This is a genomic window from Burkholderiales bacterium, from assembly GCA_035543335.1.
GTDB lineage: Bacteria > Pseudomonadota > Gammaproteobacteria > Burkholderiales > JAHFRG01 > JAHFRG01.
On the sequence record DASZZH010000021.1, the window covers coordinates 1 to 23,937 of the forward strand.

Here is a 23,937-nt window from a genome sequence, read left to right on the forward strand (position 1 = left end):
CAAACCCGGATGGGGCGTGGCTTTCCGGGCGGTCTGCTTTGTCGCTCGCCTTGCGAATATGCAACGGCTATTCGACGCGGCTCGCTTCGCGCATCCCATCCCGGAAAGCCGACGCCGCAGCCCCGTGGAGTTCTTCAACACCCTGCTAAGCGGCGTTAATCCAAAAATAAAAAAAGCCCGCTGCGTTGGCGGGCTTTTGCTTTGGCGCCGCGGCGTTGCCGCCGCGGAACAAATTTAAGATGCTGCCTGGATGTTGGAGGCTTGTTTGCCCTTGGGGCCTTGAGTAACCTCAAAAGAGACTTTCTGCCCTTCTTTCAGGGTCTTGAATCCGCTCATGTTGATTGCGGAGAAATGGGCAAACAAATCTTCGCTGCCATCATCAGGGGTGATAAACCCATAACCTTTTGAATCGTTAAACCACTTAACAGTACCAGTTGCCATGCATCGCTTCCTTAGAAAAAAGTTAACGGGCTCAAACCCGGACGCTGTTTGAGAATCAAGACCGCAACTCGGTATAACCGGTACTGCGCAAACTTGAAGCCAAACACCAGAGTGCTTTTTACGCCAATTCAAGTGCCTAAGTCAAGAGCCTGGTTAAAATATTTGTCATCGTGCACTTGAAATGGTGGGGGTACTGGGCATACATTATTAATAGTAAGGGTCGTAAGGTTGAGCGTCTTAGTCAAGGCAAATGGCGATCAGGCAACGAGAAGATACAGTACTGGAGGCCAAAAAAAGCAAACTTAAAGCCCCTCCGATGTTCAAGGTCGTGTTGCTCAACGATGACTACACGCCTATGGACTTCGTGGTGGCCGTGCTGCAAACGATTTTTTTCATGAACCGCGAACAGGCCACCCAAATCATGCTCAAAGTCCATAGGGAAGGCATGGGGGTGTGTGGTATCTTCCCTAAAGACGTTGCCGCCACCAAGGTTGAACAAGTGGTATCCTTTGCCAAGCAGCACCAGCACCCGCTGCATTGCGTGATGGAAGAAACATAATTTTAAGGAAACACGAATGATTGCGCAGGAACTCGAGGTTAGCCTCCACATGGCGTTTATGGAAGCGCGCCAGAAACGCCACGAGTTCATTACCGTGGAGCACCTGCTTTTGGCGCTGCTCGACAACCCCACCGCTTCCGAGGTGCTGCGCGCCTGCGCGGTCAATATCGAAGAGCTGCGCAAGCAGCTTGCTGATTTCGTCATCGAGCACACGCCCAAGGTGAGCGGCGAGGTGGACACCCAGCCCACGCTGGGCTTCCAGCGCGTGATTCAGCGCGCCATCCTGCACGTGCAATCCTCCGGCAAGAAGGAAGTCACCGGCGCCAACGTGCTGGTGGCGATCTTCGGCGAGAAGGATTCGCACGCCGTATTTTTCCTGCACCAGCGCGGCGTGACCCGGCTGGATGTAGTGAACTACATCGCGCACGGCATCACCAAGGTGCCGCAGGGCATATCAGGCAGCAAGGCCGAAAGCGAGGCCGAGACCGAGCAGGAAGCCTCTTCCGGCGGCGCGCTGGAAAACTACACGATGAACCTCAACGCGCTGGCGCTGGCCGGCAAGATTGATCCGCTCATCGGCCGCGAGCGGGAGCTCGAGCGCGTGGTGCAAACCCTGTGCCGCCGCCGCAAGAACAATCCGCTTCTGGTCGGCGAGGCCGGCGTGGGCAAGACGGCGATTGCCGAAGGCCTGGCGCGGCGCATTTTCGAAGGCGACGTGCCGGAAGTGCTGAAGCGGGCACAGGTCTATACGCTCGACATGGGTGCGCTCCTCGCCGGCACCAAATACCGGGGCGATTTCGAGCAGCGGCTGAAAGCGGTGCTCAAGCAATTGCTCGAAAACCCCAACGCGATTCTGTTCATCGACGAGATTCATACCCTGATCGGCGCGGGCGCGGCATCCGGCGGCACGCTAGATGCGTCGAATCTGTTGAAGCCGGCATTGAACCAGGGGCAGCTGAAATGCATAGGCGCCACCACCTACAACGAATACCGCGGCGTGTTCGAGAAGGACCACGCGCTGTCGCGCCGTTTCCAGAAAATCGACGTGGGCGAGCCGACTATTGATGAAACCGTGGCGATTTTGCGCGGCCTGAAATCGCGCTTCGAGGCGCATCACGGCGTGAAATACACGGCTACCGCCTTGACCAGCGCGGCGGAGCTTTCGGCGCGCTATATCAACGACCGGCATTTGCCGGACAAGGCGATTGACGTGATTGACGAAGCCGGCGCGGCGCAGAAAATCCTGCCTAAATCAAGGCAAAAACGCGTCATCAGCCAGCACGAAATCGAGGGCATCGTCGCCAAGATCGCGCGCATCCCGCCGCGGAGCGTGTCCACCGACGACCGCGCCGCGCTGAAGAATCTCGACCGCGATTTGAAGGCGGTGGTGTTCGGCCAGGATAAAGCAATCGACGCGCTTTCCGCCGCCATCAAGATGGCGAGGAGCGGCCTGGGCAATCCGCAAAAACCCATAGGCTGCTTCCTGTTCTCAGGGCCCACCGGCGTGGGCAAGACCGAAGTCGGGCGCCAGCTCGCCTACATCATGGGGGTGGAGCTGATTCGTTTCGACATGTCGGAATACATGGAGCGACATGCCGTGTCGCGCCTGATCGGCGCGCCGCCCGGCTATGTCGGTTTCGACCAGGGGGGCTTGCTCACCGAAGCCATCACCAAGCATCCTTACGCGGTGTTGCTGCTCGACGAGATTGAGAAGGCGCACTCCGACATCTTCAATATCCTGTTGCAGGTGATGGATTATGGCACGCTCACCGACAACAACGGCCGCAAGGCGGATTTCCGCAACGTGATGATTATCATGACCACCAACGCCGGCGCCGAATCGCTGTCGAAAACCGCCATTGGCTTCAACCCCGGTAAGTCCTCCGGTGACGAGCTGGTGGAGATCAAGCGGCTGTTCACGCCGGAATTCCGCAACCGGCTGGACGCCATCATTTCCTTCGCCGCGCTCGACCATGAAATCATCCTGCGCGTGGTGGATAAGTTCCTGATGCAGCTCGAGGAGCAGTTGCACGAGAAAAAAGTCGAGGCGCATTTCACCGATGCATTGAAAAGCTATTTGGCGAAGCGCGGCTTCGATCCGATAATGGGCGCGCGCCCCATGGCTAGGCTAATCCAGGACACCATCCGCAGCGCGCTGGCGGATGAGCTGCTGTTCGGCAGGCTCGCCCAGGGCGGCAAGGTCACCGTGGACCTTGACGCTAACGAAAAAATGCGTCTGGTGTTTGCAGACGAAGAAGAAAAAGTCGTTTAGCTCTTTATCCCTTGCGTCCGGCCGCCGAATTGGCGGACGTGGGCTGCAAGAGCGACCAAGCCGGGGAGGCCATGCCCGAAGTCACGCATGACAAGCTGGCCGAGAAGCTCAGCACCGCTTCAAATCCGTTTATTGGCTTGGTGGCCACGCTGGCGCTGGCGGCGCTGGTGGAGCTTATTTCCAAAAGTGGTTTGGCTGTCCATAGCCCGGCTCCCGTGCTGATTTTCCCGGTGATATTTTCCGCCGTACAAGGTGGTTTGCGCACGGGCTTGGCCAGCGCTCTGCTGGCCGCCTTGTACTTTGCGTATTTCTTTTCGCTTCCGGGTACGGTTTTCCATTACGACGGCGAAGGCTTGTGGTATGCCGTGGCCTGGAGCGCGGCCACGCTCGCCATCGTGCCGCTCATCGCTTTTCTGCAGAAGCCGCGCCGCAAAGACCTGTTAGGTATGCCCATCGAGCGGCTCCAAGCGTATCTTACTGCACGCAGGCATGCAGGGCAGCTGCTCCTCGACCAGGGGCAGTTCCTGCAATTGATTGTGGAGCGGGCGCTCGATTCGATGTCGGTGCTGGACAGCCAAGGCGTGTTTCAATACGGCAGCCCTTCCACCTATGCCATTCTCGGGTACGCGCCGGGAGAACTGCTGGGTAAAGTCAGCTTTGACTACATTCATCCTGACGACGTTGACCATGCCAAACAGGCTTTCCAACAGGCGCTGGAAACGGGTGTCCTCAGTCAGGTCGATCTACGCGCGCGCTGCAAGGACGGCGGTTGGAAAGTGCTGGAAGTGGCGGGCCGTGCGGTACGGCGGGATGGTGAGATACTGGTCGTCGCCAATACTCAGGATGTCACCGATCTCCGGCGCGACGAAGCGCTGATTGCCGCTGAGAAAAATCTGTTTGAAATGATTGCCAAAGACCGGCCGCTGGTGGAAATCCTTGACGCATTGGTGCGTGCCATAGAAGAGCAGAGCACGGGCATGCTGTGTTCGGTGCTCCTTCTCCACGCGGACGGTGTGCATTTGCGCCATGGTGCGGCGCCGAGCCTCCCGGATGATTACAACAAGGCCATCGATGGTTTGGCCATCGGGCCGCAGGCAGGCTCCTGCGGTACGGCGGCTTTCTTAAAGAGGTTGATTGTGGCCGAGGATATTGCCACCGACCCGCGCTGGACACCGTACAAAGACCTCGCGTCGCAGTACGGGCTGCGCGCCTCCTGGTCCAAGCCCATCATGTCCGCCACCGACAAGGTGCTCGGCACGTTTGCCGCGTATTACCGCGAGCCGAAAAGCCCGCGGTCCCGCGACCTGGAAATCATTAACCGCGCGGCGAACCTCGCCGCCATAGCCATCGAGCGCAAGCAGGCGCAAACCCAGGCGGAGCACATGGCGCATTTCGACGCGCTGACCACTTTGCCCAACCGCACGCTGATGCTGGATCGTCTTGAGCAGGCCCTGGTGCAGGCGCGGCGCAATAAGCGCGGCGTGGCGCTCTTGTTCATTGACCTCGACAACTTCAAGGAAGTGAACGACAATCTGGGCCACCTCATCGGCGATGCGGTATTGTGCGCCGTAGCCGAGCGCTTGGTGAAGTGCGTGCGTCAGGGCGATACCGTGTCCCGGCAGGGCGGGGACGAATTCGTTATCATCCTTCCTAATATGCAGCAGCGGGAAGACGCCAGACCGGTGGCGCAGAAAATCCTCGATGCGTTCGCTGCCCCGTTTGTGGTGGGCGGCCGTGATTTTGTCATTACCGCGAGCATCGGTATCAGCTTGTACCCCGAACACGGCGAGAGTGCGCCAACCCTGATGAAAAACGCCGACAGTGCCATGTACCGCGCCAAGGAACTGGGCAAAAACAAGTTTCATTTTTACGGTGCCTGATTTTGCAGTGACTGTGGCACTTGACACGGAGTAACCGCGGAGTGAAACTTCCCGTCTAGCGCTTCATCTGTTTCCCGCCGTTTCTGACGTGCTCTGCAATTCGCGATGACCCGATAGGAGAAGCGATGAAATCCCGTGCGGCGATCCTGTTATTCACTTTAGTCTTTGGCGCAAGCTTGGCGGCCCCGGCTGCCGGCCCGAATGCTGCGCGTGAGCTTGCCGCCAATTGCGCCAACTGCCACGGCACCGATGGCCGGAGCGCAGGCGTGATGCCCTCGCTCGTCGGTCTTGACCGCGGCTATTTCGTCCGCCAGATGCAGGACTTCAAAGCGGGCCGCCGTCCGGCGACCATCATGCATCAGCTCGCCAAGGGTTACACCGACGAACAGGTTGAGCTGATGGCGGGTTACTTTGCCGGGCAAAAATAGGAGGCGCCATGCGACTCACGAGACGCGAATTCATCAAATGGGTTTCGGCTTCCGCGGGGCTGGGCGCGTTGCCAGGCTGCGCCAGCCTGACCGGCGCGGGCGGCCCGCGCGTGGTGGTGGTGGGAGGCGGCTACGCCGGGGCGACGTGCGCGAAATATATCCGCAAATGGGGGCCTAACATCGAGGTCGTGCTGATCGAGCGCAATGCCGAGTTCATCTCGTGCCCGCTCTCCAACCTGGTGCTGGGCGGCAATACGACCCTGTGCGCGCTTACGGTCGGCTATCAGGGGTTGAGCAAATACGGCGTGAAAATGCTGAACGACGAGGTGGTGGCGGTGGATGCGCAGGAACGCCGGGTGCAATTGGCGCGCGGCTTCAGTTTAAGTTATGACCGCCTGATTATCGCCCCGGGCATCCATTTCATGTACGAGCAAATTCCCGGCCTCAGTAATCCGGAAGCGCAGCAAAAGGTGCTGCATGCCTGGAAAGCGGGCACGCAAACCATGGCGCTGCGAAATCAGCTGGAAGCGATGCCGGACGGCGGGGTTTACGCGCTGTGCATTCCCAAGTCACCGTACCGCTGCCCGCCGGGACCTTATGAGCGCGCCTGCCAGGTGGCGTTTTATTTCAAGCAGGCCAAGCCGCGTTCCAAGGTGCTCATCCTCGACGCCAATGACGATGTGCAGTCGAAGAAGGGCTTGTTTACTAAGGCCTGGAAGGAGCGTTACGCCGGCATCGTCGAATACCGGCCGAACAGCATCCTGGTTGACGTGGACGCGGCGGCGCTCACCGCCAGACTGGAATTCGAGAACGTCAGTGCCGACGTGTTGAACGTGATTCCGCCGCAGCGCGCCGGGAACATCGCGCAGGCCGCGGGGCTTGTCACCGCCAACGACCGCTGGTGCGGAGTGGATTTTCTGACCTATGAATCGGCTGCGCAGAAAAACATCCATGTGCTGGGCGATGCGATTGTTGGCGCGCCGGCCATGCCCAAGTCCGGGCACATGGCGAACCAGCAGGCAAAAGTCTGCGCGGCGGCGGTGGCGGCGCTGCTAAACGAACAGCCGGTCAATTCCCAGCCGATGATGAACAATACCTGTTACAGTTTTGTCAGCGGCAGCGAAGCCATGCACGTTGCCTCGGTACACCGTTATGATGCGGCGAAGAAAACCATGCTGGTGGTCGAAGGCAGCACGGGGTTATCTACCACGCCTACTGAGCTGGAAGGTCAGTACGCCTGGGGGTGGGCCAGGAATATCTGGGCGGACATGCTCGCCTGAAAACGGCGTCTTTTGCGTCAATACTGCGCTGCCTGGTTTTTCTCAGTCCTTTACGTGCAACCTCATTTCTTAAACGGGCTCTGCTCGTTGAGTTCATCGGCGTAGTGCGCGATTCCTGAAGTTTCCCGATCGAGATTGCGCGCAATCGCCTGCGCGAATTGCGGATGCGCGAACCAGTGCGCCGACCAGGTCTTGACCGGCAGAAAGCCGCGCGCGAGCTTGTGCTCGCCTTGCGCGCCGCCTTCGAAGCAGCGAATCCCGCGCGCGATGCAAAACTCAATCGCTTGGTAATAGCAGGTCTCGAAGTGCAATCCGGGAATAGGTTCCAGCGCGCCCCAATAGCGTCCGTATAAACGTTCAGGCGTGTAAAGGTTGAGCGCGGCGGCCAGCGGTTGGCTTTCGCGTTTGGCCAGAATCAGCAGCACGTGCTGGGGCAGCGTTTCTCCCAGCCGTGCAAAAAAGTCCAGGTTGAGGTAGGGTGTGGAAAAATGCTGGCGGTAAGTATGGTTGTAGCAGGCGGTGAAAAAACGCCAATGCTCATCGGTGATGTTCCTTCCCTCCAGCCATTCGCAACTGATGCCCGCTTCCCGTACTTTGCGGCGTTCCTGACGGATGTTCTTGCGCTTGTGGCGGCTCAAGGCCTCGAGGAAATCGGCAAAGTCGCGGTAGCCCCGGTTTTCCCAGTGAAACTGCAAGCCCTGTCTCAACATTAAGCCGTGCGATTGCAGTTCCTGCGCTTCCGGCTCTTCCGGAAACAGGCAGTGCAATGATGAGGCGCCGGATTGTTTCGCCAAATTCAGCGCGGCATGCAACAACAACGAACGCTGTTCAGCGGTTTCGGCCAGCAGGCGTCTGCCGGTGATGGGAGTGAAAGGAACGGCGCAGAGCAGTTTGGGGTAATAGCGGTGGCCAAAATGCCGGTAGGCGTCGGCCCACGCCCAGTCGAACACGTATTCGCCGTAGGAATGCGCCTTGAGATATAGCGGCATGGCGCCGAGCAACCGGTGTTCGCGCCAGAGGGTGATGAAGCGCGGTGTCCAGCCGCTTTGTGCCGAGGCGCAACCGGTTTCGTGCAATGCGCTGAAAAATTCGTGGCGCTGGAAAGGACTGTTGCCGGCCAGCCGGTTCCAGTCTTGAGTCGCAATGGCGGAAAGCGTGTCGATTATTTCTATGCGATATCCGGCGCTCATGTCTTTGCGGCCGGCTTAGGTGTTGCGGGTGTCGTTCTTGAGCTGCTGCGTCATTTTCGGGTCAAATCTTTCCAGATGCGCGACGATTTCGGCGACTTTGTCGGGGTGGTTCAGGTGGTGATGCGCCATTCCCAGCTGGTACCAGGGGTAGGGGCTCATCGGCTGCAACGTGGCCGCTTCCTGAAACGGCCTCCGCGGCCTTTTCATGTTCGCCCAGCGCGGCGTGAGCAAGGCCCATGCCGTACCAGGCGCGGTCGATCTTGGGGTTGAGCGCCACCGCTTTGCGGAACGCCTCGATGGCCTGGGCGAAGTGTTTCTGCTCTTCGTGAATGAAACCGAGGTTGAACCAGAGGCCGGCAGCCTGCGGATTGATTTGTAACGCCTGCTCGAAATAACGTGCGGCTACCGGATATTGCCGCATGGACGCATAAATGAACCCCAGGGAACTCGCGGCGCGATCAAACCGCGGGTTGCACTTCAACGCCAGGTGCAGGCGCTCCACCGCCGCGTCCTGCAGGTTGAACATGAGCAGAGCGCGTCCGGCATAAAAATGCAGCCAGTGTTCAATCGATTGCATCGGGTTTTTTGCTTGGGCTTGGATTATGGGAACGAAGACAAAATGTTATATTGATGCGATGAAAATAGCTATTGCCCAGATCAACGTTACCGTCGGCGATCTTGCCGGCAACGCCGCCAAAATCCTGGACTTTACCAGGCGGGCGCAAGCCGGCGGCGCGAGCCTGGTGCTGGCGCCGGAACTGGCCCTCTCCGGCTATCCGCCGGAAGACCTGTTGTTGCGCGACGGGTTTTATCAGGCCTGCAACAAGGTTCTTCAGGACCTGGCGGGTCTGGTTCAAGGCATCACGCTCGTAGTGGGGCATCCGCAGGCGGTCGGCGATCGGCGCTTTAACGCCGCGTCGGTGATTCGCGACGGCAAAATCATCGCCACTTACCACAAGCTCAAGCTTCCCAATTACACGGTGTTTGACGAGGCGCGTTATTTCGTGTCAGGAAGCCAGCCTTGCGTGTTCGAGCTCGAGGGCGTGCGCTTCGGCGTGAACATTTGCGCCGATATCTGGGAACCCCATGCGGCGGCCCGGGCGAAAGACGCCGGCGCGCAAGTGCTGCTGGTGCTGAACGCCTCGCCGTACCACATGAACAAACAGGATACCCGCCACGAGGTATTGCAGGAGCGGGTCGGGGAAACCGGCATGGCGATCATTTATGGCAATCTGGTCGGCGGCCAGGATGAGCTGGTGTTCGACGGCGCTTCGTTTGCGGTGAACAGCAAAGGTGAGCTCACGCATCAGTTTCCGCCGTTTCAAGAAGGTATTTATTGGATCGCGCTGGAAAAGGATGTGCCGGTGCGCGGCCAGATCGCCGTCGCCCAATCGCTCGAAGCGACGGTGTATCAGGCATTGTGCCTGGGCGTGCGCGATTATGTGACGAAGAACGGCTTCCCCGGCGCGCTGGTCGGCCTTTCCGGCGGCGTCGACTCGGCGCTGACGCTCGTCATCGCGGCGGACGCGCTGGGTACAGACAAGGTTCAAGCGGTGATGATGCCTTCGCCATATACCGCCGACATGAGCGTCAAGGATGCGTGCGCCCTCGCCAAAACCTTGGGCGTGCGTTACAGCGAAATTCTCATCAAGCCCATGTTCGATGCATTTTTGCAGGCGCTCTCCTCCGAATTCGCCGGCTTGCCTGCCGATACTGCCGAGGAAAATTTGCAGGCGCGCATTCGCGGCACGTTGCTCATGGCGCTGTCCAACAAAACTGGCAGCCTGGTTTTGACCACCGGCAATAAGAGCGAAATGGGAGTAGGTTACGCCACGCTTTACGGCGACATGGCGGGCGGCTTCGCGGTGTTGAAAGACATCACCAAAACGCTGGTATACCGCCTGGCGCATTACCGCAACAGCCTGGCGCGTGTCATCCCCGAGCGCATCCTTACCCGTGCGCCGTCGGCGGAGCTGAAACCGAACCAGACCGACCAGGACAGCCTGCCGGCGTACGACATTCTGGACGCCATCATGGAAGCTTATGTCGAGGACGATATGAGCCCGGAGGAAATCATCGGCCGCGGCTTCAGTGCTGACGACGTGAGGCGCGTGGTGCGCTTGATTAAAAGCAGCGAATACAAGCGGCGCCAGGCGCCGGTGGGCATCCGTATCACTCCCCGCGGCTTCGGCAAGGACTGGCGTTATCCGATTACCTCGAAATACCGCGACATCTGATTTGCTGTTGCGGCATTTATCTCTTTCGCATTTGGCACTATACTTACCTCTGATTGGTATCCCCGCGGGAGAAACCGATGAAAAAAATAGAAGCCGTTATCAAACCCTTCAAGCTCGACGAAGTGCGGGAAGCCCTGTCCGCCATCGGCGTCAGCGGTCTTACCGTGACCGAAGTCAAGGGCTTTGGCCGGCAGAAGGGCCACACCGAGCTTTACCGCGGCGCGGAATACGTGGTGGATTTCCTGCCCAAGGTGAAAGTGGAACTGGTGGTGCCGGAAAAACTCGTGGAGTCCTCAATCGAGGCTATCATCAAGGCTGCTCGCACCGGCAAGATCGGTGACGGCAAGATTTTTGTCACATCTGTGGAACAGGTGGTGCGCATTCGCACCGGAGAAACCGACGAAGCGGCGATTTAGTGGTGGTTGAGAGTTAAGAGTAGGGCGTTCAGTGTTTAGGCTGCGGGTGACGCTAGACCCGCTTTCTGCTCTCAACCCTCAACCCTCAACCCTCAACCCCGAACCCTTCAACAGCACAATCAGCACGCCACTGCCGCCGTCAACCGGGGGCGCCTCGCAGAACGCCAGAATCTCTTCGCGCTTAATCAGCCACCCCCGTACCTTGTGCTTCAGTACCGGCACGCGGTTTTTTGAGCCCAGGCCCTTGCCATGAATGATACGCACACAGCGCAAACCGCGCTTGATACTTGTATTAAGAAACGCCACGAGACTTGAACGCGCTTCTTCGCGGTTTTGTCCGTGCAGATCAAGTTGGTCTTGAACGACCCAGTGCACGCGGCGCAGTTTTTTCAGGATTTGCCTGGATAAGCCGGCACGCAGGAAAGACGTTTCATCGCCGGTTTCAACCGGGTTTTCCCAATCAGAGAGCGATTCGGCGAGCGCCGCCTGTTCATCGCGCAGGGTTTGCAAGGGCAGAGGCGGGGGCGGCTTGGGTTGATGCTGCACGCGCCGCTTGGCGCGCAAGGGCTGGGCGCCTTTTACCGCTTCATGGAACAAGCCGCGTTCTTCTTCCGGCAAAGGCGCCGGACGGTGCGTCGCGCCTTTAGTAGTTTTTATTTTCACACGCTTAGATTGTCGAGATATTTTTCCGCATCCAGCGCCGCCATGCAGCCGGAGCCGGCGCTCGTTACCGCCTGGCGATAAACATGGTCCTGCACATCGCCTGCCGCGAACACGCCGGGAATGCCGGTGGCGGTGGCATTGCCCTGATTGCCGCCTTTGATGACGATGTAACCATTCTCCATTTCCAGCTGACCCTTGAAAAGATCGGTGTTCGGCGTGTGGCCGATGGCAATAAACACGCCTTTCACATCAAGCCGGCTCAAAGCCCCGGTCTTGGCATTCTTGATGCGCAGTCCGGTGACGCCGCTGTCGTCGCCGAGCACTTCATCCGCCACATGGTCCCACGCGACTGTTATGTTGCCGTTGCGGGTTTTTCCCATCAGCCGGTCAATCAGGATTTTCTCGGCGCGGAACTTGTCGCGGCGGTGCACTACCGTGACTTTTTTGGCGATGTTGGAGAGGTAGAGCGCTTCCTCCACAGCGGTGTTGCCGCCGCCCACCACCGCAACCTCCTGCCCTTTGTAAAAGAAACCGTCGCAAGTTGCGCAGCCGGACACGCCTTTGCCCAGATACGCCTGTTCCGAGGGCAGGCCGAGATATTTGGCCGATGCGCCGGAGGCGATAATAAGCGCATCGCAGGTATAGGTCCCCTGATCGCCGACCAGCGTTAATGGTTTTTTGGTAAGTTGCGCCGTGTGAATGTGGTCGAAAATGACCTCGGTATCGAACCGCTCCGCATGTTTCTGGAAGCGCTCCATCAACTCCGGCCCCTGCACGCCCATGGCATCCGCCGGCCAGTTGTCGACATCGGTGGTGGTCATGAGTTGCCCACCTTGCGCCAGCCCGGTAATCAACACCGGTTTCAAGTTGGCCCGCGCGGCATAAACGGCGGCGGTATAACCAGCAGGGCCGGAGCCCAAAATCAGCAGGCGGCTATGGTTGTTGGGCTTGCTCGCGGCGGACATGGCTGGTTCGGGAGCTGGGCGAAGTTTCTGGCAATATAAATGAGGTCATTGGAGATGAGGCCATTAGACCGGTTTTCAAGCGGTAAATGCCTTAAGGCGAAATTTCAATAACTGTGCGAATTTATCAGTAATAGACAACCCTGTCGAGTTCCCCGAGAGAACCGTGAATTTTCGGGCGTATGGGTCTATAATCAAGCATCGAAAAACTTCATTAAATCTTGGGGATGATGGATGAACCGCTTGACAAGAATAACGCTTGCCTTTGAGGGATCTGCCGCTCTCATGACCGGCGCTGCCGTACCGGATGTAAAAGCCCCGCCGCGCTCCGGCAGCGCATCAAGCTCATGAGCCTCTCCGTCGTCACCTTGCTGGAAAGCGTGCCCCTGTTCTCCGGGCTGCGGGAAGAAGAACTGGCGTCAATGGCGCGCGTTGCCGTGATGAAAAACTACGGCAAGCATGCCGCCATCCTGCGTGAGGGCGAAAAAAGCGACGCGCTCTACCTTGTTGCTTCCGGCAAGGTCAAGGTGGTTTTGAGCACGGACGACGGCAGGGAAGTGATCCTGGCGATTATCCGCAAGGGTGAATTCTTCGGTGAAATGGCGCTGATCGATGAGCAGCCGCGCTCGGCCGACGTGGTTGCCATGGAACCCAGCCAGCTCCTCGTCATCGGCAAGTCCGATTTCATCAATTGCCTGGCCCACAACCCGCAGATGGCGTTTCGCATCATGCAAGGACTGATCCAGCGGCTGCGCAACGCCGACCGCAAGATCGAAAGCCTCGCGCTCATGGATGTCTACGGCAGAGTGGCGCGGACCCTGCTTGAACTGGCCAAGCCGGAGAACGGCAAATTGGTGGTCGGGGAAAAACTTTCGCAACAAGACCTTGCCGACATGATAGGCGCCTCGCGCGAAATGGTGAGCCGAATTTTGCGCGATTTGACCGTTTCCGGGCATATCCGCGTCGAATCCAAAAAAATCATTCTCAATCATGATTTGCCGGAGACTTTAACCAGCGCTTCCAAGATGTGACGCCGGTAATTGCCGCGGGTTATACTTCAAACCGAGGCTGACTGTAATCTACGAGTGAGGTGGCCTCGGCTTTTGATCCGGCGGCAGGATTACCGGCGGGCCGGGCAACTTAAAGAGCAAGTGGCACGCCAGATCAAACCGTTACCAGGCATCTCCGGGAACAGCCCCTGCTTGTGCCAAGCAGGGGCTGTTTCACGTGAGAGAACCGGAAACAGGAACCCGTGTGTCTCAACTTGATATAATCGGCAAAACGGATTGAGTGGTCCGGCCTTTCGATGCTTTCCCCTTATAACAGATCCAAATCATCTGACGAGCGGAAACCGCTCCCGCCCAGGCTCGCGGCGCTGCTGCGCGAATCCTGGTGGCTTATGTTGGTGGCGCTGGCGCTTTATGTGGTGCTGGTGCTGGTGAGCTACGACAAGCTGGACCCCGCCTGGTCGCATTCTGCCAACCGTGCCGGAGACGTGCACAATCTCGGCGGCCCCGTGGGCGCCTGGCTTGCCGATATTCTGCTCTATGTTTTCGGCTTTTCCGCCTACTGGTGGGTGGTGTTCCTATTGTTTGCAACTTGGTGGGGGTACCAGCGCATTGATACGGTAAGCCTTACCGACCGCCGTTCCTTCTTTGTGGCCGCATGCGGTTTCGCCTTGCTGCTGCTCGCCAGCAGCGGAATGGAAGCGCTGCGAATTCACAGCATCAAGGTCATCCTGCCGCTGGCCGCGGGCGGCATGCTGGGCGCAATTCTCAGCAAGGCAACGGTCAAGGCCCTGGGCTTTACCGGCGGCACCTTGATTCTGCTGATGCTTATCGCCGCGGGTGTGACCCTCTTCACCGGGTTTTCCTGGGTAAAACTCATGGAGCGGCTGGGCGGCTGGATTGAAGACGCTTATCTTTTTGTCATCAACGCCTGGCGCAACTGGAAGGACCAGCGCCGGGGCCGGGTAGCGGTGACCGAGCGCGACGTATTCGTCGAGGAAGAAAAAAAGCGCTTCGAGGAACACCAGCCGATCCACATTCAGCCGCCGGTCGCGGAAATTCCCAAGTCGGCGCGGGTCGAGCGAGAAAAACAGGTGCCGCTGTTTGAAAATTTGCCCGACACCCCGCTGCCGCCGCTGCATCTGCTCGACCAGGCCGATGAGAGTGTCGAAGTACTGTCCGCCGACACGCTGGAATTTACTTCCCGCCTGATTGAGAAAAAGCTGCTGGATTTCGGCGTGGAGGTCAAGGTGGTGGCGGCCTATCCCGGCCCGGTGATTACCCGCTACGAAATCGAGCCGGCGGTGGGGGTAAAAGGCAGCCAAATCGTCAATCTGGCGAAAGACCTCGCGCGCGCGCTGTCGGTGGTGAGCATCCGCGTGGTCGAAACCATTCCCGGCAAGGCCTGCATGGGGCTGGAAATTCCCAATCCGGAACGGCAGGTGGTGAAGCTCTCCGAAATCCTGAGCTCGCAGGCCTACGCCGACTTGTCTTCGCCGCTCACGCTGGCACTCGGCAAGGATATCGGCGGCAATCCGGTGGTGGCGGATCTGCAGAAAATGCCGCATTTGCTGGTGGCGGGCACCACCGGTTCCGGCAAGTCGGTGGCGATCAACGCGATGATTCTGAGCCTGGTGTACAAGTCTCCGCCGCAGCAGGTGCGATTGATTCTGGTTGACCCGAAGATGCTGGAACTTTCGGTCTATGAAGGTATCCCACATTTGCTGGCGCCGGTGGTGACCGACATGAAGCGGGCGGCGAACGCCCTCAACTGGTGCGCGGGCGAAATGGACCGGCGGTTCCGGCTGATGTCGAGTCTCGGTGTGCGCAGCCTGGCGGGCTACAACCAGAAAATCCGCGATGCGCAAAAGGGCGGCAAGGCGCTCGCCAATCCATTCAGCGTCACGCCGGAAAATCCGGAGCCCCTGGAACAGCTGCCGCTCATCGTGGTGGTGATTGACGAACTCGCCGACATCATGATGGTGGTGGGCAAGAAAGTGGAAGAATTGATTGCGCGCGTGGCGCAGAAGGCGCGCGCGGCGGGGGTGCATTTGCTGCTGGCGACGCAGCGGCCGTCGGTGGACGTCATTACCGGCCTCATCAAGGCCAACATCCCGAGCCGCATCGCGTTCCAGGTGTCGGCGAAAGTGGATTCGCGCACCATACTCGACCAGGTGGGCGCGGAGGCGCTCATCGGCCAGGGCGACATGCTGTATCTGCCGCCCGGATTGGGTTACCCGCAGCGCGTGCACGGCGCGTTTGTCGCCGACCACGAAGTGCATAAGGTGGTAGGCTATCTGAAGAGTATGGGGGCGCCGCAGTATGTGAATGAAGTGCTGGAAAGCATGGAGGCCGAATCGGGCGGCGAGGGATTGCCCGCCGATGCGGAAGCCGACCCGCTGTATGACGAGGCGGTCGCCATCGTGCTGAATTCGCACCGCGCTTCGATTTCGCTGGTTCAGCGCCATTTGCGCATTGGCTATAACCGCGCCGCGCGCCTGATTGAGCAAATGGAGCGCGCCGGTTTGGTTTCGGGCATGCAGAACAACGGCAACCGCGAAGTACTGGCGCCGGCGGGCGACATGGATTATCCGCCCCGCAAGCCAATGTACTGAGCCGTGCGCCGAGGAAGGAGCTCGAATGAACAAGTTGCTTTGTTTTGCTCTGTGTGCCCTGTTGAGCGGCACAGCGGCGGGCGAGGTTTATAAGTGGGTCGACGATGACGGCGTGACGCATTATTCGGAAAAGGTGCCCCCCGATAAAGCAGCGCGGCAGGTTGATGTGCGTCCGTTCGGCGTTGAGACCGACGACGACAAAGGTTGCCACACCATTCCTTGCCAAATGGAGAGGCTGCAAAAACAGAAGCCGGTTGAGTCCCCTCGCGTGCAGGTTCCGAATCCGGTGAGGGGACTGCCTTTTGACATCTTCATCCAGATTGAAAGGGGAATGACCGAGGCGGAAGTCCTGATCCGGACCGGCAAGCCCGACCAGGAGGCCATCGAAGGCACCGAAGAGCGCAGCGCCGCCGCCGCGTCCACTGTAAACAGCGTGAATCCTCAAACCGGTGAGCGGGTCAGAAATACCAGCGTGCTGCGCAACACCGTCAATGAAATCGTCAAGACTTATTATTACCTGCCGACATTGTCAGATCCCTTTACCACCATCCTCACCTTCAAGGGCGGCCGGGTGGCGGATATTCAAAGAATCCGCAAACTCTGAACATGAAGGACGGGTGTTCCCTGTTTTTGCTGCTGGCGCTGGGCGGCTTGGTTCCGGCGCACGCGTCCAGCATCGACAAGCTGAAAAGCTTTATCCAGCAATCGTCCTCGGCGCGAGCGCAGTTCAGCCAGCAGTTGCTGGACAAGAACGGCCGCAGCGTGCAGCAGGCAAGCGGCGTCATGCAATTCTCCCGCCCGGGCAAGTTCCGCTGGGCGTATGAAAAACCCTATACGCAGCTTATCGTCGGCGATGGTGAAAAACTCTGGGTGTACGATCCTGAGCTCAATCAGGTCACGGTAAAAAAACTTGACCAGGGGCTGGGCTCAAGCCCCGCCGCGCTGCTTGCCGGCAGCAATGAAATCGAAAATGGCTTCGCGTTGAAAGATGCCGGCACGAAGGATGGCCTGGATTGGCTTGAGGCGTTGCCGAAAAACAAAGATAGCGCCTTTGAGCGCGTGCGCATGGGGTTTGGCCGCCTGGACCTGGAAGTGATGGAATTGCGCGACCAGTTCGGGCAGACCACGGTATTGCGTTTTTCCAGCCTTGAACGCAATCCCAGGCTCAACCCTGATCTTTTCAAATTCACCCCGCCCAAAAACGTGGACGTCCTCGGTGACTGATTTATTCCAAAGGAAAGCGCCGCAAGCGCCGCTCGCCGAGCGCCTGCGGCCACAGAAACTGGAAAGCGTCATCGGTCAAACGCACCTCCTGGGTGAGGGCAAGCCCTTGCGGCTCGCCTTCGAGTCCGGCAAGCCGCACTCGATGATACTGTGGGGTCCGCCGGGATCGGGCAAAACCACGCTGGCGCGGCTCATGGCACAGGCGTTCAATGCCGAGTTCATCGCGCATTCCGCCGTGCTTTCCGGCGTCAAGGAAATACGCGACGCGGTGAGCCGGGCGGAATTGGTGTTGCAACAATCGGGGCGCCATACGATTCTCTTCATCGATGAAGTGCACCGCTTCAACAAGGCGCAGCAGGATGCGTTTCTGCCTTTCGTCGAGCAGGGGCTGGTGACTTTCGTTGGCGCCACCACGGAAAACCCTTCGTTTGAAGTCAACAGCGCGCTGCTTTCGCGCGCCGCCGTGTATGTGCTGCACCCGCTTTCCGATGAGGAGCTCGGTATTTTGTTTGAACGTGCAAAAAAGCATGTTCTGCCCCTTGCCGTTTTTGCCGAGGAGGCGAAATCGCTTTTGGTGGGTTACGCCGACGGCGATGCGCGGCGTCTGCTTAACATGCTGGAACAGCTGGCCACCGCCGCGCAGCAGGACCAGCGCACCGACATCGGCGCGGAGTACATGCAAAACGTGCTGGCGCAAACCGTAAGGCGTTTTGACAAGGGGGGTGACGCGTTTTATGACCAGATTTCCGCCCTGCATAAATCGGTGCGCGGCTCCAACCCCGACGCTGCGCTTTACTGGATGTGCCGCATGCTCGATGGCGGGGCCGACCCGCGCTATATCGGCAGACGGCTGGTGCGCATGGCGGTGGAAGACATAGGGCTTGCCGACCCGCGTGCACTCAGACTCGCGCTGGACGCCTGCGAGGTGTACGAACGTCTGGGCACGCCTGAAGGAGAGCTCGCGCTAGCCGAAGCGGCGGTTTATCTCGCGGCGACCAGCAAGAGCAACGCCGTGTACATGGCGTATAATGACGCGCGCCGCTTTATCCGCGAAGATAAATCGCGCCCGGTGCCGGAGCATTTGCGCAACGCGCCGACTAAGCTGATGAAGGAAATGGGTTTCGGCAAGGAGTATCGTTACGTGCACGATGAGCCGGAAGCCTATGCGGCGGGAGAAAATTATTTTCCCGAAGGCATGCCGGCGCAGAATTTTTATCAGCCGACGGAGCGCGGGCTGGAGGCGAAAATCGCGGAGCGCCTAAAGCATTTACGCGAGCTCGACAAAAAAGCGAAAAACAAAAAAACTGATTAGCCATAGAGATCACAGAGGGCACAGAGAAAATAACAAATATGAAAGGCGAGCTTGTTGAATGGCGGCGGTTTTCCAACCGAATCAGAAAGAATTTCTCTGTGAACTCTGTGTGCTCTGTGGCTTAAAGATTTGTCGTGAATGAATAGCAAAACTAATCAGCCACAGAAATCACAGAGCACACCGAGAAAAACAACAAATATGAAGGATGATCTCACGGAAAAAATAATCAGTGCCGCAATTGAAGTACACAGGATTTTGGGGCCCGGTCTTCTCGAATCCATCTATGAAGAAGCGTTATGCCACGAACTGGTGTTGCGGCAAATTGATTTCCAACGTCAAGTGGCTGTTAACGTCGTATATAAAGATTTGCTGATTCAAGGGCAGCGCTTGGATTTGCTCGTTGAAAATGAGGTTGTCGTCGAAATTAAATCGATTGGCAAGCTGCCGGAAGTGGCAACCGCCCAGACGCTTTCCTATTTGAAAGCCACGGGACTGAAGCGGGCGCTGCTTATCAACTTTGGAGATAAGCGATTGGTTGATGGTATAAAACGAATTTCTCTGTGAACTCTGTGTGCTCTGTGGCTAAAGGTTTTTAATGCTGGACGTTCAATCATTGCGCAACGATCTGGAAGGCGTGGCGAAACGCATTGCAACTCGTGGTGTTTCCATAGACACCGAGCGGTTCCAGGCCCTGGAACAAGAACGCAAGACCCTACAGACGCGCACCCAGGAATTGCAGGCGAAGCGCAACCAGACTTCCAAACTTATCGGCCAGACCAAGGCTAAAGGCGAGGACGCTTCCGCTATCATGGCGCAAGTGGCAAACCTTGGTGATGAGTTGAAAGCGGCAGAAACCCGTCTTGAGGAACTGCAAGGCAAGCTGCAGGAACTGCTGTTGGTCGTTCCGAATATTCCCCACGAGAGTGTTCCTTTCGGCAAATCGCCCGAAGATAATGCTGAAGTACGGAGAGTAGGCAGCCCGCGCAAATTCAATTTCCCGGTCAAGGATCATGTGGATTTGGGCGAAGGGCTCAAACAGCTCGATTTTGCCGCGGCGAGTAAAATCAGCGGCGCGCGCTTTGTTTTAATGAAAAGCGGACTTGCGCGTCTGCACCGCGCAATTGCGCAGTTCATGCTCGAGGTGCACACGCAGGAGCATGGGTATACAGAGGTTTACGCGCCGTATTTGGTGAATGCTGAGAGCATGCTTGGAACCGGCCAGTTGCCGAAGTTTGAGGAAGATCTGTTCAGCGTACTTCCTGGCGGGTCTTTCTTACAAAGTTTAACAAATGAGGCAACGGCGGACCTAATTAAGAATCGTCTATATCTGATCCCCACCGCAGAGGTCCCGATCACTAACATCGTGCGCGATGAAATCCTGCCGCTAGAAAGTCTTCCTCTCAAATTCGTCTGCCACTCGCCATGTTTTCGCTCGGAAGCTGGCTCATACGGCAAGGACACGCGCGGCATGATACGCCAGCACCAATTCGACAAAGTGGAGATAGTGCAAATCGTCCACCCCGAAAAATCCTATCAGGCGCTGGAGGAATTGACCGCGCATGCCGAAACCATACTAAAAAAACTGGAACTGCCTTACCGTGTGGTGATTTTGTGTACAGGCGAGATGGGATTCGCAGCTGCGAAGACCTATGACATCGAAGTCTGGCTGCCGGGACAGAATGCGTATCGCGAAATTTCCTCATGCAGCAACTTCGAAGCATTCCAGGCGCGGCGCATGCAGGCGCGCTTCCGCAGCGAGAAAGGCAAGCCGGAACTGGTGCACACGCTTAACGGCTCGGGCCTGGCGGTCGGGCGCACACTGGTTGCAATACTTGAGAACTGCCAAAATGCCGACGGCAGCATCACCCTGCCCGCGGCGCTAAGGCCGTACATGGGTGGGGTGGAGAAACTTGCGCCTTGATCTCACGGATCGAATGGGGTGATTGAGAAATCGCTGGTAAGACCCGGCCCCGCCGGGTTGAGCGGCGCTTCATATTTCACCAGTATGTCGTAATAAGTCTTGACGTTCTCCACGAAAATCACCGGCTCGCCGCCGCGCGCGAAACCGTGCTTGAGCGTGGAGTAATACTGCCGCCGGCTGAGCAAGGGCAGTGTTTTCTTCAAGTCCAGCCAGGAATCCGGATCGAGTTTCTGACGCTGCGCCAAAATTCGCGCGTCTTCAAGATGGCTAAAGCCGACGTTGTAGGCGGCGAGTGCAATCCAGGAGCGATCGGGTTCTTTAATATGCGCCGACGTGGCTGACTTGAGTTCGACGAGATAGCGTGCACCGGCAGAAATGTTTTGTTCCGGGTCGAGGCGGTCGGTGACTTTCATTTGATCGGCGGTGTCGTAAGTCAGCATCATCAGGCCGCGCACGCCGGTGGGCGAAGTCGCAAGCGGGTTCCAGTGCGACTCCTGGTAACTCAGCGCGGCAAGCAGCCGCCAGTCAATGCCGCTCAGTTTCTGCGCTTCCTGAAACAGGCTGCGATAGCGCGGCAGCACGGTCACGCGCTTTTCCAGAAATTCTCCCACGTCGTTCTGATTGAGACGCTGCAAATGGCCGTAATAGCGGTCAAGCAGACGCTTCAAAGTGCCGTCCTCGGCAATGCGCGCAAAAAAATCATTGGCGCGCTCCATCAGCCAGGGTTCGGCGTCCCCGGGAAAAGCCCAGGCAAGCTGCTGGGGTTGCCCGAGATCGAACGCAGCCTCGATATTCGGGTAATAGTTTTTCGCCACTTCCACCAGATTGGAGTCGGCGAGGGCGTAGTCAATCGTGCCGTTGGCGACTTTGCCTAGCAATTCTTCGCTGTCCTGGATGCTCCTCTCGGTCCATTTGAGCCGGGGATACTGGATGGCAATTTCACGCAGCATCTCGGCGTGGTTCGAGCCTGCCACAACTTCGATTTTCTTGCCGATAAGGTCGGGAATGCCTTTCGGCTTCGGCGTGTCGGTGTTATACACCACTTGCTGCTGGATGGTCTGGTAAGGAACGCTGAAAGCAAGCTGCGTTTTGCGTTCGGAGGTCACCGCAAGACCGGCGGCGGCAAGATGGGCTTTTTGCCCGAGCAGGGCGGGCAAGGTTTGGCTGAAATCTTGCAAGGTGACAAAGCGGAATTTAACACCAAGCTGCTGCGCAAAGAGGCTCACGAAATCGAATTCCAACCCGGCGTAATGGCCTTGAGGATCGGTGTATAGCGTGGTCGGGCTTTCCCGCGTAATCACCACCAGCTCCCCGCTGCTGCCGACCGGCGGGACGGGCTGGTCTGCGTTGTTGCAGGATGTGAGAAACAAGAAAAGAACGCCCGGCAGCGTGATTCTCCGCGCTCGTTGTTTTACTCCGGCAGAAAAATTGCAGCAATCGCGCATGAGAAGCGGGCAGGATATTGGTCGAAAACGACATTACCCGCCCGAGCGGTCCGATGCAAGCTTATGGTTTCGTGCAATGCGCGTTCGCTGGTAAAATGCGGATTACGGAGAGGTACCGAAGCGGTCATAACGGCGCTGACTCGAAATCAGATGGTCGGGGCGACCCGGCACGTGGGTTCGAATCCCACCCTCTCCGCCAGGGTTCTGGTGCAAAGTTGATCGGAGCTACTATCTAACGTGTTTTACGGGAGTTTAAACCACAGCCAGTCGTAGGGTCGGAAAGTTGTTGCACCAGAGCCAGGGAGCGTATACTTAATTCGCCGTAGCACAATATCAATATATTGACAGCAGGTCAGCCGCCACCCTAGCATGTGGCGTCGAATGCCGGATTGCAAAGGGAGGTTGCAATGCGTCAGAAAAATATTTTTGCTTCGCGCAACGCGAGGCGAATGATCAGTCAAACATCCCGCACAACTGCGTCCTGTGAAGGACCGCATTCGGGTCTCGGACATCGAAGAAATTGCCTGCGTCTGCGTCTTCTGACCGCAGCGCTGATGCTCGCGTTGAATGGCGGTACCTACGCTCCTATCATGGGAACCGTTGCGGCAGGTGCACTTTGGATGGCTGCGCCACGCATCGCGCATGCCGGGCGTACGCCAAACAGCCCGAGTGAAATCACCTGTACCGGCGACCTATCTTCCGGCGTTCAGAGTGGCCCTGCGGTTCCGCCGGCCGACTTCTTGAACACTGCGAAGATTCTTAACGTTAATACGCTTTCGGGCGTAATCCAACCCTCCTCGGGCACGTCAGGCATCAATTTCTCTAATGATGCTGGCAGAGACGTTACCGTCAAAAGCGGGACCAGTGGCAGCAGTGTCGTCATTCATACCAACAATGCCGCTGGGATTGTTGCTGGAAGCCAGGGAACTCCAAACCAAGCTCTCAACGACACTTTCCTCGGCATACCGATTCCGGGTGATCCTGCGGTGGCCGGCGGCGTCGTGGAAGTTAATAGCTTCGCCAATATTCAAACCGCAGGCAACAATGCTCATGGAATTGCCGCGCAGAGCAGCACGACCGGTTATCCGGCCTCCGTGACTATGGAATTAAACGCTTTTTTACTAAAACTGGAACCCCTCAATACATCCGGCATATCCTTTTCGGTCTTGTCAGTTAAAAATAAAAAAGCCGATGGCTCGCCGGGCACTCTGGGTGAACCCGTCGTTGGTGTGCTCATTGATATGAATGGTAACCCGATTACGGGCGACGGCGGTACCTTTACGCTCAATGCCGACGGAACGTTTAATTTCATTCCCCCCACGGACCTCATATTGAACGAAACTCGCAGGACCACGGTGCAGTATATGGTGCACGGGACAAACGCATCTATCCCACCTAGCTTCTCGGATGTCGAGGGCACTCTCGTGGTGATCGTGACTAAGCAAGACTCCGCCGGTTTGTTGAAAATCGTGAAGGAGGCTTATTTCGACGTTTACGGCGTGAGTGTGAAGCCCGCCACGGGCACGGTCCTGCCGGACCTGAAAAGCTATGTGAAGGGCTTGCTTGCCAAAGCCTCAGCCGGGGGTAGCGGAAACAGCGTCACCGTCACGAGCAAAGGAGACATCAAAACCCTTGGCGCAACTTCGCACGGCATCTTCGCGCAAAGTCTTGGCGGCGGCGGCCCAAATGGACGGGGCGGCAGCATCTCCCACGGCTCCGACCAGGGCGGCCCCGGAAATACCGGCGGTACTGTTTCCGTCACCGCCGATGGAAGCATTACCACCACGGGCGATAAGTCGGCGGGAATTGCCGCTCAGACCCAAGGCGGCAACGGTGGTCAGGGCGGCGACGGTGGAACTTTTAGATTTGGTTCTCAAGGAGGGACTGGGGGTAAAGGCGGCAATATCGAAGTCCGCGGCAGTGCGACTATCCACACTTCTGGCAACTCTTCCAGCGGGATAATCGCGCTCAGTCAAGGCGGTAATGGCGGTAACGGCGGCAGCGGTGAATTTGTCACCGGAGGAGCTAGTGGTGGTTATGGTGGTCAAGCCGGCCTTGTCGTTGTCGATGGCAGTTGGGAGATTA

The 23,937-nt window shown here is 57.9% G+C and carries 21 protein-coding genes and 1 tRNA gene; 16 read left to right on the forward strand and 6 right to left on the reverse strand.

What is annotated here, in order from left to right; translation table 11 throughout:
• A partial coding sequence (locus VHE58_04100) for a hypothetical protein (GenBank protein HVS26464.1) occupies positions 1-238 on the forward strand: 238 nt, incomplete at its 5' end.
• On the opposite strand, the gene VHE58_04105 is transcribed toward VHE58_04100, so the two are convergent.
• Positions 235-441 carry a cold-shock protein gene (locus VHE58_04105; GenBank protein ID HVS26465.1) on the reverse strand — a complete coding sequence of 69 codons (207 nt, stop codon included), beginning with the start codon at positions 439-441 and terminating at the stop codon, positions 235-237. The two genes, VHE58_04100 and VHE58_04105, sit on opposite strands and share 4 nt — an antisense overlap.
• Positions 442-691: 250 nt before the next feature.
• Between VHE58_04105 and clpS the strand changes: the two genes are divergently transcribed.
• The 5 genes from clpS to VHE58_04130 all read left to right on the forward strand — a co-directional run bounded on the left by clpS (position 692) and on the right by VHE58_04130 (position 6,860).
• Positions 692-1,000, forward strand: a complete 309-nt coding sequence (gene clpS / locus VHE58_04110; protein HVS26466.1) for an ATP-dependent Clp protease adapter ClpS — start codon at positions 692-694, stop codon at positions 998-1,000.
• 16 nt (positions 1,001-1,016) lie between these two features.
• Positions 1,017-3,272 (forward strand): ATP-dependent Clp protease ATP-binding subunit ClpA, encoded by a 2,256-nt coding sequence (clpA, locus tag VHE58_04115; protein ID HVS26467.1) that lies wholly within the window; start codon positions 1,017-1,019, stop codon positions 3,270-3,272.
• A gap of 11 nt (positions 3,273-3,283) precedes the next feature.
• The gene (locus tag VHE58_04120) at positions 3,284-5,152 is read left to right on the forward strand and encodes a diguanylate cyclase (protein ID HVS26468.1); all 1,869 of its coding nucleotides are present in this window, start codon (positions 3,284-3,286) and stop codon (positions 5,150-5,152) included.
• Positions 5,153-5,277: 125 nt separating this feature from the next.
• Entirely contained in the window at positions 5,278-5,580 is a 303-nt protein-coding gene (locus VHE58_04125) for a c-type cytochrome (GenBank protein ID HVS26469.1), read from the forward strand.
• An 8-nt stretch (positions 5,581-5,588) separates the two neighbouring features.
• On the forward strand, positions 5,589-6,860 hold the full coding sequence (locus tag VHE58_04130) for an NAD(P)/FAD-dependent oxidoreductase (protein ID HVS26470.1): 1,272 nt from the start codon (positions 5,589-5,591) through the stop codon (positions 6,858-6,860).
• Positions 6,861-6,922: 62 nt separating this feature from the next.
• On the opposite strand, the gene VHE58_04135 is transcribed toward VHE58_04130, so the two are convergent.
• Both VHE58_04135 and VHE58_04140 read right to left on the reverse strand, forming a co-directional pair.
• Positions 6,923-8,050: a GNAT family N-acetyltransferase gene (locus tag VHE58_04135; protein HVS26471.1), complete on the reverse strand. Its 1,128-nt coding sequence runs from the start codon at positions 8,048-8,050 to the stop codon at positions 6,923-6,925.
• Positions 8,051-8,111: 61 nt separating this feature from the next.
• On the reverse strand, positions 8,112-8,627 hold the full coding sequence (locus tag VHE58_04140) for a tetratricopeptide repeat protein (GenBank protein ID HVS26472.1): 516 nt from the start codon (positions 8,625-8,627) through the stop codon (positions 8,112-8,114).
• Between the two features lie 58 nt (positions 8,628-8,685).
• Between VHE58_04140 and VHE58_04145 the strand changes: the two genes are divergently transcribed.
• Together VHE58_04145 and VHE58_04150 are read left to right on the forward strand one after the other, a co-directional pair.
• On the forward strand, positions 8,686-10,287 hold the full coding sequence (locus tag VHE58_04145) for an NAD+ synthase (GenBank protein HVS26473.1): 1,602 nt from the start codon (positions 8,686-8,688) through the stop codon (positions 10,285-10,287).
• Between the two features lie 77 nt (positions 10,288-10,364).
• Positions 10,365-10,703, forward strand: a complete 339-nt coding sequence (locus VHE58_04150) for a P-II family nitrogen regulator (GenBank protein HVS26474.1) — start codon at positions 10,365-10,367, stop codon at positions 10,701-10,703.
• Positions 10,704-10,781: 78 nt separating this feature from the next.
• Here VHE58_04150 and VHE58_04155 read toward each other — a convergent pair whose 3' ends face one another.
• Together VHE58_04155 and trxB are read right to left on the reverse strand one after the other, a co-directional pair.
• The gene (locus VHE58_04155; protein HVS26475.1) at positions 10,782-11,366 is read right to left on the reverse strand and encodes a Smr/MutS family protein; all 585 of its coding nucleotides are present in this window, start codon (positions 11,364-11,366) and stop codon (positions 10,782-10,784) included.
• On the reverse strand, positions 11,363-12,331 hold the full coding sequence (gene trxB / locus VHE58_04160; GenBank protein HVS26476.1) for a thioredoxin-disulfide reductase: 969 nt from the start codon (positions 12,329-12,331) through the stop codon (positions 11,363-11,365). The genes VHE58_04155 and trxB overlap by 4 nt, the downstream gene beginning before the upstream one ends.
• Before the next feature lie 344 nt (positions 12,332-12,675).
• On the opposite strand from trxB, the gene VHE58_04165 reads away from it, so the two are divergent.
• The 7 genes from VHE58_04165 (at position 12,676) to serS (ending at position 20,407) form a co-directional block, all read left to right on the forward strand.
• Entirely contained in the window at positions 12,676-13,359 is a 684-nt protein-coding gene (locus VHE58_04165; protein HVS26477.1) for a Crp/Fnr family transcriptional regulator, read from the forward strand.
• A 275-nt stretch (positions 13,360-13,634) separates the two neighbouring features.
• Positions 13,635-15,950 (forward strand): DNA translocase FtsK 4TM domain-containing protein, encoded by a 2,316-nt coding sequence (locus tag VHE58_04170; GenBank protein HVS26478.1) that lies wholly within the window; start codon positions 13,635-13,637, stop codon positions 15,948-15,950.
• A gap of 25 nt (positions 15,951-15,975) precedes the next feature.
• Entirely contained in the window at positions 15,976-16,554 is a 579-nt protein-coding gene (locus VHE58_04175) for a DUF4124 domain-containing protein (protein HVS26479.1), read from the forward strand.
• Positions 16,555-16,556: 2 nt separating this feature from the next.
• On the forward strand, positions 16,557-17,174 hold the full coding sequence (gene lolA / locus VHE58_04180) for an outer membrane lipoprotein chaperone LolA (GenBank protein ID HVS26480.1): 618 nt from the start codon (positions 16,557-16,559) through the stop codon (positions 17,172-17,174).
• Positions 17,167-18,486, forward strand: coding sequence for a replication-associated recombination protein A (locus VHE58_04185; protein ID HVS26481.1), 1,320 nt, complete (start codon positions 17,167-17,169; stop codon positions 18,484-18,486). Before lolA ends, VHE58_04185 begins: the two co-directional genes overlap by 8 nt.
• 198 nt (positions 18,487-18,684) lie before the next feature.
• A complete protein-coding gene (locus VHE58_04190; protein ID HVS26482.1) occupies positions 18,685-19,050 on the forward strand; it encodes a GxxExxY protein in 366 nt (121 codons plus the stop codon).
• Positions 19,051-19,081: 31 nt separating this feature from the next.
• Positions 19,082-20,407, forward strand: coding sequence for a serine--tRNA ligase (gene serS / locus VHE58_04195; GenBank protein HVS26483.1), 1,326 nt, complete (start codon positions 19,082-19,084; stop codon positions 20,405-20,407).
• Between the two features lie 2 nt (positions 20,408-20,409).
• Here the strand turns inward: serS and mltF are convergent, their stop codons facing one another.
• On the reverse strand, positions 20,410-21,852 hold the full coding sequence (gene mltF / locus VHE58_04200; GenBank protein HVS26484.1) for a membrane-bound lytic murein transglycosylase MltF: 1,443 nt from the start codon (positions 21,850-21,852) through the stop codon (positions 20,410-20,412).
• Between the two features lie 106 nt (positions 21,853-21,958).
• On the opposite strand from mltF, the gene VHE58_04205 reads away from it, so the two are divergent.
• Positions 21,959-22,051, forward strand: a tRNA-Ser gene (locus tag VHE58_04205).
• Positions 22,052-23,937 lie beyond the last annotated feature (1,886 nt).